Origin of the sequence: Jeongeupia wiesaeckerbachi, assembly GCF_050916355.1 — a bacterium.
Lineage (GTDB): Bacteria > Pseudomonadota > Gammaproteobacteria > Burkholderiales > Chitinibacteraceae > Jeongeupia > Jeongeupia wiesaeckerbachi.
In genome coordinates this window covers 1938699-1952224 of record NZ_CP136946.1, presented here as the reverse complement: position 1 = coordinate 1952224, position 13526 = coordinate 1938699, and the positions used below count along the sequence as shown (strand labels likewise).

The following is a 13526-nucleotide window of genomic DNA, read 5'->3' as shown; positions in this document are numbered from 1 at the left end:
ACATGCGGTTCCTTTCCCTCGCCGGGCTGCTCGCCGGCCTGAGCTTTGCCAGCGCCATCGCGGCCCCCGCCCCAACCGACCTCAATACCCGTGGTCAACTGAACAACCCCCTATTCCGTGTCACCGACGACACCAGCCGCACCGTCGACCTGCTGTTCGGCGAAGTCTCGCGGATGCAGTCGTACGACGACCTGTGGGCGCGCATGCGCGCCGGTTTTGCCATGCCCGAACTCGACGATCCGCTGGTCGAGAAATGGGAAAACTATTACGCCAGCCGTCCCGAATACCTGAACCGGATCATCGAGCGCGGCGGTCGCTATCTGTATTTCGTCGCCGACGAAGTCGAACGCCGCGGCATGCCGATGGAGCTGGCGCTGCTGCCGATGATCGAATCGGCGTACAACCCCAAGGCCGAATCATCGGTCAAGGCCACCGGCATGTGGCAGTTCATGCCCGCCACCGGCAAGCAGTACGGACTCGAGCGCACCTGGTGGTACGACGGCCGCCGCGATGTGATCGCTGCAACCGACGCAGCACTCGATTACCTCGGCACGCTGCACGGCCAGTTCAACGACTGGCAACTGGCGCTGGCCTCGTACAACTGGGGCGAAAATGCCGTGGCGCGTGCACAGGCCAAGAACACCGCCGCCGGCCTCGGCACCACGTACAGCGACTTGCGCATGCCGAACGAGACGCGCAACTACGTGCCCAAGCTGATGGCCGTGCGCAATATCATCGCCAACCCGGCGGCGTTCGGCGTCCAGCTCGCCGACGTACCGAACAAGCCCTACTTCGCCGCGATCACCACCGGCCGGCACATGGATGTCCAGGTCGCCGCCGAGCTGTCGGAAACCCCGGTGCAGGAGCTGCTCAAGCTCAACCCGGGCTTCATCCGCCCGATCATCGCCTACAAGGACGACCGCAAGCTGGTGATTCCGGCCGACAAGGTCGCCGCCTTCCAGCGCAACCTCGCCAACTACGACAAGCCCTTGCTGAACTGGCAGCCGTATGTGACCAAGCGCGGTGAGTCGTTCTCGCAGCTCGCCGAGCAGTTCGGCATCGACGTCAGCGAGCTGAAGGACATCAACGACATCGGCAAGGACAGCGTCGCGCGCGGCCAAACCATCCTGGTGCCGAACGTGCCGGGGCTCGACGTCTCCAACCGTCAGACGCTGGCCGCCCTGCACGAAAACCGCAGCGCCGATCCGGTCGATACCGGTGCCAGCGACGCGCCGCTTGCCGTCATCAAATACCGCGTCGCCCGCGGCGATACGCTGTACAACATCGCCAGCCGCTACGGCATGAATGTTGACGACCTGCGCCGGCTGAATCAGCTCAAGGCCGACGACGTCCGCCTTGGCACGACGCTCAAGGTCGCCAGCGTGACGCGCACCGCCGCCGGCAAGAAGGCGCCGATCCAGCGCGAATACGTGGTGAAATCGGGCGATACGCTGGTGTCGATCGCGCGCAAGCACCGCGTCGATGCCGACGACCTGAAACGCTGGAATCCGCAGAAACTGTCGCCGGGCATCCGGCTGGTGATCTACCAGCAACCGGGCTGATCGGCCAACAAAAAAGCCCGTCGCATGACGGGCTTTTTCAATGACATCACCACCGGCAGTCAATCCGGCGTGTAGTCGGCCACATAGGCCAGCAAGGCTTCGACGCGACCGCGCATGCCGTCGTAGCGGCAATACAGCAAATGGCGCTCGGTCGAGCCCTTTTTCAGCCCGTTGAGATACCAGGTCACGCCACCGCTGCTGGCCTGATAGGGGCTGGGAAACTTCAGCTGCTTGTAACCGACGGCCCGGGCCGCGCTCGCGCAGGCGTCGCGTGCGACACCGGCGGTTGCTTTCCACGCATCGCCACTCGCCGCCATCGCCGGGCCTGCCAGCAGGCAGGCCGCGGCCACCATCATCCGGCTTTTCATTCGGATGCGGTACCGTCCGGCTGACCTTCGGCCAGCCACTTGGCGTGATGCTCGCGCATCAGGTGCACGGCGTCTTCGATCGTGTCGACGACCACCGGAATCTGCATATCGACGCCACTGGCAAGGCCAGCGCCATTGTCGACCATGTAGCGCTGGGCCCAGTCGACCAGCTCGTGCCACATGTCGCCGACCAGGATCAGCGGCGTGCCGTAGAGCTTGCGGACCTGCAGCAGCTGCCAGACCATCGCCAGTTCCAGCAGCGTACCGACGCCGCCCGGCGTGACGATAAAGGCGTTCGAACGCAGGATGAAATGATGCAGTCGCGAGAAGAAGGTCTTGTGTTCGAACACGCGGCCGACGAAATCGTTGACGTGCTGTTCGAAGTCGAGATCAATGCGGATGCCGACCGATGCCTCGGGCTTGTCCGGTGCGCCTTCACGGGCGCCTTCGTTGGCCGCCTGCATCAGGCCAGGCCCACCACCGGTGACGATGCGGCAGCCCATCGCGGCCAGTTCGGCCGCCAGCTGCTTCACCGCTTCATACGCCGGCGTTGCTTCCTCGATCCGTGCCGAGCCGAAGATCGTCACGTGGTAATGCGGTGTGTGCTGCGGGCGCAACTTCGACAGGTCGTCGACAACATCCCACAGCTTGAGCACAGCGCCGGTAACCAGACGCAGCGTTGCTTCGCTGTCGGTCGGGGCACCGGATTTTACGATTTGATCCATATCGCTCTGTCGTACATCCAAAGTTTGGAAACCTAAAGTAACCCTGAATCCGCAAAAGGAGGAGTTCAAGGCACCGCCTCACATCCCGGTCGGGCCCGATCCCATCGGTTGCACCATGGCGGGTCGGTCATGGTAGCAGATTGCGCGCTGCACAATGCGAATGCCGGCGGCACCTTCCGATGCCACCGGCAGCATTCCCTCAACCCCGCTCCCTGACCACCGCGGCCACAGGCCGAACCCGGATGCTTCGGGTGAGCAGTCGCGGCAAAACGCCCGTCGACGAGGCGCCAGCGCGGTCATCGGCAGCGCGGCGAGCATCACCTTCGCCGAGTTCGCAGCAGCAGGTCCGCTCAGCGGCGCGCGGTGATCGCCGCCTTGTCGCCGGTATGCAGCGTCAGGGTGCCGTCGGCGGCAACCGAAAAACGCTGCACCTGTCCCAGCGCTTGCAGGAACGCCGCCTCCTGTTTCATCACCGCCGGTTCACACGCCATCCGCGTCGTCGCGACCTGACCGATCTTCAGTGCATCGCCGCTCTGCGTGTACTGGCCGAAATAACGGTTGCAACCGGCGAAACCGCTGATGCGGCCGTCAGCGGCAAAATTCAGCGTACCCGGACGCGATCCGGCATCGATCACGCGCCATTCGGCGCCCTGCAGTGCGCTTGCCTTCATACCGTCGGCCTCCTGCTTCACCGGTGTGCACTCGGGATAGCTCTTGCCGTTCAACTGCAGCAAGCCGCCCTGCCCCTTGGACCAGAACCAGGTCTGCGAGTCGGCATTCGCCACGTACTTGGCACCCGATGCGGTACGTACCTGACTGAGATCGAACCGTTTCTGGCCCGCTTGCAGCACCATCGTGTCGCCCTTGAAGCCGACGTCGATCTGCTGGTCGCCGCATTGCAAGCGGCTGGAAAACGCCAGCGCCTCGTACGGCTGCAACAGCACGGTCCCCAATTGCAGCGCGCCCGCCTGTTGCGACAGCGCCACCGGCACGCTCACCCAGGTCGTTTGCCCGCCCTGCTTGATCGCGCCGCGGATCTCGTAGTCGCCATCGGCGTGCAGCGCACCGTTCGGTACCGTCAGCAGCATCGGCACCGGCACCTGTTTGCCCTTGAGTTCGATGCGCTGCTCGGCGACGACCTGACCTGAACGCAGGTCACGGACCTCGAGCACCGCGACGGCATTGTCAGGCAGCGCGATCCGGGCACGGTAGCTGAGCGAGCCGATGATGACCAGCTCGCCGCCCGGCGCGCTCGGCAACGACGTCACCGTCATCGGCTCGTTACCGGACGGGTTGGAAATCGTCGTGCAGCCACCCAGAACGAGTCCTGCGCCCAGCATGGCCAACAGCATGGATCGAGTCACCGGCTTCTCCTCTTTGCAATGTCTTCGTCCACAGTCTAACCAGCCGTCATCCTCGCGGCACGGGGATTAATGGCATCTATGCCGGGCGGCCAGCCCGGCCCATAAAAAAACAGCCCGGGGTAAGCCGGGCTGCGATGGATCGAACAGCACTGCAGTCTGGATCAGAACGGCATGCCCAGCATCAGCCGGACGGCCTGTTCATAGCCCGAGCTGTTGTTGAGCGTACTGCTGTAGTCGAGCGACAGCGTCAGCCGGTCGCGCAACGCCAGCTTGCCACCGACTTCGATGATCCACTGGTTCTGCTCCATCGGCACCAGATGGGCCACGTAGCCCAGACCGTAGGCGGCAAGGTCGGCGTAGCCCATGCGCGCGTCGTCACTGCCTTCGAACTGGTGCTGATACTCGACGCGTACTCGCGGTGTGAGCTTGCCGGCCGACACGTCGAAACTGGTTTCGCCGCGCAGGCCCAGCTTGCCGGTCGTCATCCTCACCTTCTGCTCGCCGTAGCTCAGTGCATTCAACCCGGCGGCCGACTCGGTGTAGGCATCCAGCGTCGCCGACATCAGGTCGATCCGGCCGTACGGCGACACCAGCCATGTGCCGTTGCGGTACTCGTAACCGGCGGCGAGCAGGCCGAACAGCTGGCTGCCGTCGCGCGAGCCCGAGGCAAAGCCGCCGTTGCCGGTGATGTAACGGTCCACGTCGAAACTCAACCAGCCATAGCCGAGCATGCCGTCGACAAACAGCGACTCGGCCGGACGCAAGGTACCGTAAATCGCGACAACGCCATTGCGGCCCTCGCTCTTCGAGCCGTTGTCCCCCACATCGCTGACATCGCGGGCAAAGCCGCCGCCGACGCCGACCGACAGCAGGTCGTTGACGCGGTAGTCGCCGCCGATGCTGATCCCGTCGGTGTTGAAGCGGAACTTGTCCTGACCGGTTTCGGAGTCACGACGACCGAAGTTGAGCGCACCACCGATCCAGAACGCCAGTTCGTCGCGCTGGACTTCCTTGTTGTCAGCGGTACCGGCATCGGTCTTGCTGGCATGGCTGCCCGAGGCGTCGGCCAGGCGGGTCGGCTGCTTGCGTGCATCGGCTGCGGCTGCGCGGTCGCCGCGTGTGCCGTAGGCATTGGCGCTCAAGCCGAAATCCGTCGCGCCCCAACCATTGCCGTGCAGGCTTTCCAGACGGCGGCTGAAGTTGTCGAGCTGGGCACGCGCAAAGCGCCGCGTCGCCTCGGTTTGCGCCGACAGCAGGCCGGTGACTTCCGGGTCCTTCGACGGATCCGGACGGGCATTGACGGTGACGGTCGCCGTGCCTTGCGTCGTTCCCCAGGCATTGCTCAGCGCGTAGCCGATGGTGACCACACCGGCAAATGTCGGGCCCGGCGTATAGACGATGCTCAGCCCGCGGACTTCGGCAGTGCCGTCGGCCGGTGGCGTGACGACCGCCAGACCGGTGAAGGGGCCACCGGTTGCCTGCGCGGTCACGTCGAGCGTCACTGGCGCGCCGGACACCGTTGTCGCGCTCACTGGCGCCAGCACCGGTGCCGGCGGCGTGACCTGCAGCGTGACCGTCGCAGCGGCCGACGTACCGGCGGCATTGGTCGCGGTGTAACTGAAGCTGTCGGTGCCGGCAAAGCCCGGGTTCGGCGTGTACGTGACCGCAGGCTGCGTACTGCCCGGCGAGGCGATGCTGGCGAGCACCTGGCGGTTGGCGCCGAGGCCAACGATCGCCAGCGTGCCATGCTGCGGCGGTGTAACCACCGTGATGCTGGTCGCCGGGCCACCGTCGATCTGCAGCGCAATGACGTTGCCGCCGCTGTTGGCCACGACCGTGGTTGCCATCGCCTGCGGTGCGGGGAGGGGCGGATTGACGACGATGTCGACCTTGGCCGGCGCCGATGTCCCGCTGGCATTGGTGCCGGTATAGGTGAAGCTGTCGCTGCCGGTGTAGCCGGCAGTCGGCGTATAGCTGATCGTCGTGCCGCTGACGTTGACGGTGCCGTGGGCTGGCGCCGTGGCCACAGCCACGGCGGTCACCGCGCCACCGCTCAGGTTGAGTGCGATCGGATTGGCGCTGCTGTTGAACGCCACGGTGCTGGTGACCGCGCCGGCAACGACGCCTTGCGGATTGACCGTGATGCTGACGGTCGCCACCGACGTGCCGCTGACATTGGTCGCCGTGTAAGCGAAGCTGTCGCTGCCCGAGTAGCCCGGCGTCGGCGTATAGGTCGCCACCGAACCGCTGATCGTCACGCTGCCGTGCGCCGGGGCCGTACTGACCGTCACGCTGCTTGCCGGTCCGCCAGTCATCACCGTCGCCAGATCGATCGGCGTTGCGGTATTCCAGTGCACGGTCGCGCTGATCGGGCCCGCCACCGGTACCGACGGGTTGGTCACGACGTTGTAGCTGCGGCTGGTCGTGAAACCGTGCGTGTCGGTCGCGGTGATGGTGAAGGTAAAGCTGCCGGTTGCCGTCGGCGTGCCGGACAGCACGCCACCACTACTCAGCGTCAGCCCGCTCGGCAGGCTGCCGGTCGTCACCGCGTAGCTGTACGGTGTGCTGCCGCCTGTCGCACTCAGCGTCTGATTGTATGCAGTGCCCTGGACCGCGTTCGCCAGCGTGGCCGGCGACAGCGCCAGCGTCGGCGCGGCCACCGTCAGCGTGTACGACTGGATCACCGGGGTCGAGCCGGCACCACCGGTGCTGTCGGAACCGGTGATGTTGAACGCCACGGTCCCGGCGCTGGTCGGCGTACCGGACAGGGTGCCGGTCGCGGCATTGAACCCCAGCCCGGTCGGCATGGTGCCGCCGGTCACCGACAGCGTGGCGAACTGATACGGCGCAACCCCGCCGGACAGGGCAAAGCTCTGAGTAAAGCCAGCCCCGACGTTGCCGTTGAACGCACTTCCGTTGGCCGGGCTCATCGCCAGCGTCGGCGCGGCAATGACCAGCGTCAGCGTACCGCTGTCCTTGTGGAAAGGCCCGCTGCCGGAGCTGCTGTCCTGCGTGCGCACCGTGAAATTGAACGAACCCGCTTCGGTCGGCGTACCGGACAGGCTGCCGTTCGACGCCAGAGTCGTTCCCGCAGGCAGGGTGCCGGAGAGCAATGAATAGGAATACGGGCCTGTACCGCCGCTCGCACTGGCAAGGGACTGGCTATATGCCGTGCCAGCGGTACCGGCCGACGGCGACGACGGCGCGTAGCCGATTGTCGGGCCGGAGACCGTCACGTTCACTATCGCGGGGGCCGACGTGCCGCCAGCATTGGTTGCCGTATAGCTGAAGCTGTCTGCCCCTGCGAACGACGCGGTCGGGGTATAGGTGATCGTGGTGCCGACCGCCGTTGCGGTGCCATTCGTGGCCTGCGTGGCGACGGCAACACTGGTTGCAGCACCACCGGACAGGTTCAAGGTGACCGGGTTGCTGCTGCTGCCATAGGCAACCGTCAGACTCGACGTGCCGGCTACCGGCGGCGGGTTGGCAAAGGTGAACTGATCCGCCGCACTGGTCCCGCTGGGCCCACCCGTGGTCGTAACCGTGACATCGACAGTACCGGCCGAATGGGCTGGCGACGTTGCGGTAATCGAGGTCGCGCTGTTGACGGTGAACGAGCTGGCACTGGTCCCGCCGAAGCTGACCGAGGTCGCCCCTACAAAACCGGTGCCGGAAATGGTCACGCTGGTCCCGCCGGCAGTCGGCCCCGAGTTCGGCGACACACCGCTGACGGTCGGCACCGCGATGTAGGTGTACTGGTCCGACGCACCGGTCGCGCTCGTCCCACCCGCGGTCGTGACGGTAATGTCGACGGTACCGGCCGAGCCGGCCGGAGACGTCGCGGTAATCGAGCTTGCGCTGTTGACCGTGAACGAAGTGGCGTTGGTCGCGCCGAAGCGGACTGCCGTTGCGCCGGTGAAATTGCTGCCGGAGATGGTGACGCTGGTACCGCCAGCAGTCGGGCCGGAACCGGGCGAAACACCGGAAACGGCCGGCGCGGGCACGATGTAGCTGAACTGATCCGCTGCGCTGGTCGCGCTGGTACCACTCGGGGTGGTCACGGTGATGTCGACGGTGCCCGAGCCCGCTGGCGACGTCGCGGTAATCGAGGTCGCACTGTTGACGGTGACGGAGCCGGCGTTGGTCGCACCGAACTTGACCGCAGTCGCACCGGTGAAGTTGGTACCGGTAATCGTGACGCTGGTGCCGCCGGCAGTCGGGCCGGAGGTCGGGGAAACGGACGTGACTGTCGGCGCACCACCGGTCAGGTTGATGGTGACCGTGATCGATGAACCGAGCACGTCATACCAGATCACGTTATTCGTACCGGTATACCCCGGGTTGGGCGGCGTGTAGTACAGGGTATTGGACGGAGTCAGATAATCGATCCCCTTGATGCCGCCACCTTCCGCCGGCCGATCGCTAGTGTCTTGGCCAGGAGCGGTATAGGGGCTATCGCCCGAAAGACACGCCGAGCTCTCGCCGGGGCTAAACGGGTGAGCGTAATGGCCTGCTCGACCGTCATTGGTGATATTCCATGTAAACGAGCAGGGTGCGGCTGCGGCCATGGCCGACGACAAGCCGATGAGCAACCCCGCCAGCCAGACCAGCCGCGAACGGCGAAGCATGCCCGCCACCGTGCCGATCAGTTGAATGATCCACCGGCCCAAGCCGACGATCGCAAAGACCAAGGCAAGCAGGCCGGACAACCTTTGTTGCCACAGCCTCGCCCCTCCGAGCACATTGCAATTACCCATCCCCTCTCCCTTCCCGCCTTACACGGAATCGCTTTTATCTGCCAATCCAAGCCACCGCACACATGCCGGCTACGGCAATAATCTGGTTTGCCGAAGCAGCGGCCCAAGCGAAGCCTGTCAACCTTACTGCTCGGACGTACTGTGAACTTCATTTGCCCGGCGGCGTGCAATGCTCGTTTCTCTTGCCCGGCGAGCCGAATACAGCGCCAAGCAATTGAAAAAGCAACACTATGCCAAGAGGATACTTGTATTCACTTGCAAAGCGTGGCGAAAGAACTTACCGGCATCATTGTGATACCTACATGCAACGCACCAACGTTCATGACAGCAATCTCATTACAAACACTTAAATAACCGCGTATATCATCTGTCGATTCATTACGGGCGGACGGGTCGCGTATTGCGTCCGGTCCGCCCTCCCTGCTTGCCGGTCGTGGCAAGCATTTTGTCGACGCAGCGCTGAGTAAAATCAGAAGGAGGTTGTTGTGGATCCCTACCTCGGAGAAATAAAGCTGTGCGCCTTTCCGATCGCCCCGAGAGGCTGGGCGTTCTGTAATGGCGCATTGCTCCCGATCAATCAGAATCAAGCCTTGTTTTCACTTCTGAACACGCAGTACGGCGGCAACGGCACCACCAACTTTGCCTTGCCGGACCTGCGCGGCCGTACGCCGGTACATCGCAACCCGGCCGACATCAACTACCAGCAAGGCAAGAGCGCAGGCCAGGAAACCGTGACGCTGACGACGGCCAATCTGCCGCCGCACACCCACACCTTCACGGTATCCGGGCAACCGGCGACGGCGGCGAACGCCGGCTCGAACGGCGACAGACTGCTCGCGACCAGCAATCTGCACAGCGACACTGACCCCTCGGTCTCCGGCGCCGGCCCCAATCTGTACGCCACTGCTGCCAATCTGACGGCGCTGCAGGACGAAGCCTGCGGTGCAACCGGTGGCGGCGAAGCCCGCAACAACATGCAGCCCTCACTGGTGATGAATTACATCATCTGCCTGAGCGGTATTTACCCGACCAGATCCTGAGGAGGCACCATGTCAGAACCGTTTGTGGGTGAAGTACGGCTGTTTGCCGGCAACTACGCGCCGACCGGCTGGGCCTTTTGCCAGGGCCAGTCACTGCCGATCAACGAAAACGAGGTGCTGTTCACGCTGATCGGCACCACCTATGGCGGCGACGGCGTCACCACCTTCTGCGTGCCGAACCTGACCGGCCAGTTGCCGATCGGCCAGGGCCAGGGGCAGCAAACCAGCAACCGGATCATCGGCCAGAAGCTGGGTACCGAAAGCGTGACGCTGACCCAGGCACAGTTGCCGGCACACACGCACACGCTGTCCGCCAGCAGCAACCCGGCCACCAGTGCCGGCGCCGACAACAGCTTCGCGCTGGCGACCGGCCCCGCCGCCTTCTACAACAGCGGCCTTGCCAACTCACCGACCAAACAGCGGCTGTCGCCGCAGGCGCTGGGCAGCACGGGTGGCAACCAGCCGATCTCAAACCTGATGCCGACGCTGTCGATCAACTACATCATCGCTACAACGGGATATTTCCCGTCGCAAGGCTGAACCCGAGGAGCCAGATATGTCAGATCAGTACATCGGAGAAATCCGGATTTTCGGCTGCAACTACGCGCCGGAAGGCTGGGCGTTCTGCGACGGCCAGATTCTGCCGGTTTCGCAGAACACGGCGCTGTTCACGCTCCTCGGAGCTACCTATGGCGGCGATGGCCGGACGACGTTCGCCTTGCCGGACCTCCGTGGCCTGGCCGTCACCGGCACGGTCAACAACCAGTCCGGTGAGCGCCAGGGCAACGCAAGCGTCACGCTCACCGAGACGAACATGCCGAATCACAGCCACACGGCATATGCGGACATCGCCAGGCCAGCGTCGACGGCGGCAGCGGGGCGTCTGCCCGGCAGGTACTTCACGCCGAACAACGACACCTTCATTCCGGCCGACAAGGCTGCGCCGCTGACCGCGCTGGCACCGCAAGTCGTCCAGGCCGTCGGCAGCGGCACTGCTCACGAGAACCGCCAGCCCTATCAGGCAGTCAACTTCTGCATCGCCCTGCAAGGCGACTTCCCGCCCCGGCCGTAAACCGGGTCCAGGCCGACCGCACACGCGGTCGGCCCCGCTTCCCCCTGACTCACAGGGATTCCATGCACGCGACAATCGACGCCCCTGCCCTCGTTCATCCGCACCTGCGTTTGCGCACGGTGAATGCGGATGACCAGTCCTTCCTGCTGCAGCTCTACGCCTCAACCCGCGCCGAGGAACTGGGCGCACTGGGCTGGCAGGACGCGCAACGGGATGCCTTCCTGCAAATGCAGTTTGCCGCGCAGCAAAAAGCGTACTTTGCCTACCCGGATGCGGCGTTCTGGCTGGTGCTGCACGACGAAACGCCCGTCGGCCGGCTCTACGTTCAGGACTCCGACGCCGCCTTGCGCGTGATCGACCTGAGCTTGTTGCCCGAATACCGCAACCGCGGTCTGGGTACGGCGCTGCTCGCGGCCTGCTTTGCGCAAGACAAGCCCGTGCACTTGCACGTCGACAAAGCCAACCCCGCATTGCGGCTCTACCTCCGGCTCGGGTTCACACCTATCGAGGACAAGGGCGTTTACCTGCAAATGGAACGGCAACCCGATACGCGCTAGCCGGCAACAAAAAACCCCGCGACATCGCGGGGTTTTTGCTGGCACCTCTCATGACCGGGGTGCATTTCAGAACGGGATATCGTCCTCGAAATCATCGAAGCTGCGCTTCGGTGCCGGCGCAGCCTGCGGGCGTGCCGCCGGTGCTGCGGCCGGAGCCGGTGCGTAGCTCTGGTTGAAGTCGTCGTAACCGCCGCCGCCCTGATCCATCGAACCACCGGCTCCGCCGCCCGAGCGGCCGCCGAGCATCTGCATCTGGTCGGCGATGATTTCGGTGGTATAGCGATCGGCGCCGGTCTGTTTGTCCTGCCACTTGCGCGTCTGCAGCTTGCCTTCGATGTAGACCGAGCTGCCCTTCTTCAGGTACTGGCTGGCGATTTCAGCCAGGCGACGGTACATGGTGATGTTGTGCCACTCGGTTTTTTCCTGCTTCTGGCCCGACTTGTCCTTCCAGTTCTCGGTGGTCGCGATGCTGAAATTGCATACCGCGTCGCCGTTGGGCAAGTAGCGAACCTCGGGATCGCGCCCGAGGTTGCCGATCAGGATGACCTTATTCAAGGAAGCCATCAGTGCGTCTCCATAATCAATTGTTTAGCCTCGTCTTCGTTCCAGCCGTCCTGCATCACCTTGAGCAGGGCCACCCGCTCGTCCAGCAATACGACGGCTTCGGAAACGCCGGCAATCCGTGAAAGTTTATCAGACAGCGCGACCGGATCGCCGTGCCATCCCTCGCCAATGTGAAAGAGTTGGGTTCTGACCGGCTTGGGCGCACGCATCCGCCATGCCACGACCAGCCAGAGGCCGACAAACGCGGCCGACAGCGCAAACACCGGCGCCGGCGAGTCGTAGCGCTGATACAGCCAGCCCGCGAGTGCCGAGCCGAGGAACATCGCGGCGGACTGGCAGGTGTTGTAGACCCCCATCGCCGTGCCCTTGGCATCGGCCGGGGCGATTTTCGAAATCAGGCTGGGCTGGATCGCTTCGAGTACGTTGAAGGCGATGAAGTACAGCGCCAGCCAGACGACGATCATCGTCAGATTCGGCATATACAGTGCCATGCCGATCTGTGCGACGAGCATCAGCCCGATCGCGCACAGGAACACCCGCTTGAGCTGGCGTTTCTTCTCGCCATAGATCACCGCCGGCACCATCAGCACGAAACTGAGCAGGACCACCGGCAGGTAAACCCACCAGTGCTGCGAGACGTCGAGGTGACCGAGCTTGGCGAGCAGCAGCGGCATCACCGTGAACATCGCCATCTGCGCAGCGTGCAGGGCAAATACACCGTAGTTGAGCCGCAGCAATTGCGGATCGCGCAGCACCGCCGGCAGCCGGCTGGCCTTGGCCTCGGCATCCGAATGGAAGCGCGACACCGTCGGACTCGGAATCACCTTGGCGACACCGACGATGGCGATCAGGGCCAGGGCCGCCGTCAGCACGAAAATCCCCGGCAGACCAATCCAGTCGGCCAGCTTGGGCGCAACGACCAAGGACACCGCGAAGGTGCCGGCGATGCTGGCGCCGATCATCGCCATCGCCTTGGTCCGGTGTTCTTCGCGTGTCAGGTCGGCCAGCAAGGCGGTGATCGCCGCCGAGATCGCCCCGGCGCCCTGCACCGCCCGGCCGACGATCAGCCAGACGATATGGTCGGCCATCGCACACATGATGCTACCCAGCGCGAACAGCGCCAGGCCGATATAGATGACCTTCTTGCGACCGACGCGGTCGCTCCACATGCCGAACGGCAATTGCAACAGGGCCTGCGTCAAGCCAAAGGCGCCGAACGCCAATCCGACCAGCGCATGGTTGTCGCCGCCGGGCATGTGGCCGGCGTAGACGGCGAAGACCGGCAGCACAAGGAACATGCCGAGCATGCGCAGGGCGTACAGCCCGGCAAGCCCGGAGGCGGCACGAAGTTCTAGCGGGGACATGGGCGACAGAGGATGGAGCGGAAGACGCGATTCTAGCAAAACTGGCGGGCTCACCGCAGCCGGACGCAATCGGCTGGACGTCGCGGGCAAGATCGGCGTACACGCCGGCAAATGATCTCCGGTAAACTAGGTGGTTGCCTTTTCAACCTTGAC

At 64.3% G+C, this 13526-nt stretch carries 11 protein-coding genes; 5 read left to right on the top strand and 6 right to left on the bottom strand.

Features of this window, described 5'->3' with window-relative positions; translation table 11 throughout:
* The first annotated feature begins 2 nt into the window (after positions 1 to 2).
* Positions 3 to 1562 (top strand): LysM peptidoglycan-binding domain-containing protein, encoded by a 1560-nt coding sequence (locus R0382_RS09450; RefSeq protein WP_432719321.1) that lies wholly within the window; start codon positions 3 to 5, stop codon positions 1560 to 1562.
* A 59-nt stretch (positions 1563 to 1621) separates the two neighbouring features.
* Here the strand turns inward: R0382_RS09450 and R0382_RS09445 are convergent, their stop codons facing one another.
* The 4 genes from R0382_RS09445 to R0382_RS09430 form a co-directional block, all read right to left on the bottom strand.
* Positions 1622 to 1930, bottom strand: coding sequence for a hypothetical protein (locus R0382_RS09445; RefSeq protein WP_432719320.1), 309 nt, complete (start codon positions 1928 to 1930; stop codon positions 1622 to 1624).
* The gene (locus tag R0382_RS09440) at positions 1927 to 2655 is read right to left on the bottom strand and encodes an LOG family protein (RefSeq protein ID WP_432719319.1); all 729 of its coding nucleotides are present in this window, start codon (positions 2653 to 2655) and stop codon (positions 1927 to 1929) included. The genes R0382_RS09445 and R0382_RS09440 overlap by 4 nt, the downstream gene beginning before the upstream one ends.
* Positions 2656 to 3005: 350 nt before the next feature.
* Positions 3006 to 4019 (bottom strand): META domain-containing protein, encoded by a 1014-nt coding sequence (locus tag R0382_RS09435; RefSeq protein WP_432719318.1) that lies wholly within the window; start codon positions 4017 to 4019, stop codon positions 3006 to 3008.
* A gap of 161 nt (positions 4020 to 4180) precedes the next feature.
* Positions 4181 to 8776, bottom strand: coding sequence for an autotransporter domain-containing protein (locus tag R0382_RS09430; protein WP_432719317.1), 4596 nt, complete (start codon positions 8774 to 8776; stop codon positions 4181 to 4183).
* Positions 8777 to 9261: 485 nt separating this feature from the next.
* On the opposite strand from R0382_RS09430, the gene R0382_RS09425 reads away from it, so the two are divergent.
* The 4 genes from R0382_RS09425 (at position 9262) to R0382_RS09410 (ending at position 11445) form a co-directional block, all read left to right on the top strand.
* Positions 9262 to 9816: a phage tail protein gene (locus R0382_RS09425; protein WP_432719316.1), complete on the top strand. Its 555-nt coding sequence runs from the start codon at positions 9262 to 9264 to the stop codon at positions 9814 to 9816.
* Between the two features lie 9 nt (positions 9817 to 9825).
* Positions 9826 to 10356 (top strand): phage tail protein, encoded by a 531-nt coding sequence (locus tag R0382_RS09420; protein ID WP_432719315.1) that lies wholly within the window; start codon positions 9826 to 9828, stop codon positions 10354 to 10356.
* A 16-nt stretch (positions 10357 to 10372) separates the two neighbouring features.
* Complete coding sequence (locus tag R0382_RS09415) at positions 10373 to 10888, top strand: phage tail protein (RefSeq protein WP_432719313.1); 516 nt, start codon at positions 10373 to 10375, stop codon at positions 10886 to 10888.
* 62 nt (positions 10889 to 10950) lie between these two features.
* Positions 10951 to 11445, top strand: coding sequence for a GNAT family N-acetyltransferase (locus tag R0382_RS09410; protein ID WP_432719312.1), 495 nt, complete (start codon positions 10951 to 10953; stop codon positions 11443 to 11445).
* A gap of 66 nt (positions 11446 to 11511) precedes the next feature.
* Here the strand turns inward: R0382_RS09410 and R0382_RS09405 are convergent, their stop codons facing one another.
* Both R0382_RS09405 and R0382_RS09400 read right to left on the bottom strand, forming a co-directional pair.
* The gene (locus tag R0382_RS09405; protein WP_432719311.1) at positions 11512 to 12009 is read right to left on the bottom strand and encodes a single-stranded DNA-binding protein; all 498 of its coding nucleotides are present in this window, start codon (positions 12007 to 12009) and stop codon (positions 11512 to 11514) included.
* A complete protein-coding gene (locus tag R0382_RS09400; protein ID WP_432719310.1) occupies positions 12009 to 13373 on the bottom strand; it encodes an MFS transporter in 1365 nt (454 codons plus the stop codon). Before R0382_RS09400 ends, R0382_RS09405 begins: the two co-directional genes overlap by 1 nt.
* Positions 13374 to 13526 lie beyond the last annotated feature (153 nt).

Bases quoted from the DNA above. Each gene is read 5' to 3' on its own strand.
- R0382_RS09450 (WP_432719321.1), top strand. From the start codon at position 3: ATGCGGTTCCTTTCCCTCGCCGGGCTGCTCGCCGGCCTGAGCTTTGCC.
- R0382_RS09400 (WP_432719310.1), bottom strand. From the start codon at position 13,373: ATGTCCCCGCTAGAACTTCGTGCCGCCTCCGGGCTTGCCGGGCTGTAC.
- R0382_RS09440 (WP_432719319.1), bottom strand. From the start codon at position 2,655: ATGGATCAAATCGTAAAATCCGGTGCCCCGACCGACAGCGAAGCAACG.
- R0382_RS09420 (WP_432719315.1), top strand. From the start codon at position 9,826: ATGTCAGAACCGTTTGTGGGTGAAGTACGGCTGTTTGCCGGCAACTAC.
- R0382_RS09405 (WP_432719311.1), bottom strand. From the start codon at position 12,009: ATGGCTTCCTTGAATAAGGTCATCCTGATCGGCAACCTCGGGCGCGAT.
- R0382_RS09415 (WP_432719313.1), top strand. From the start codon at position 10,373: ATGTCAGATCAGTACATCGGAGAAATCCGGATTTTCGGCTGCAACTAC.
- R0382_RS09445 (WP_432719320.1), bottom strand. From the start codon at position 1,930: ATGAAAAGCCGGATGATGGTGGCCGCGGCCTGCCTGCTGGCAGGCCCG.
- R0382_RS09410 (WP_432719312.1), top strand. From the start codon at position 10,951: ATGCACGCGACAATCGACGCCCCTGCCCTCGTTCATCCGCACCTGCGT.
- R0382_RS09430 (WP_432719317.1), bottom strand. From the start codon at position 8,776: ATGGGTAATTGCAATGTGCTCGGAGGGGCGAGGCTGTGGCAACAAAGG.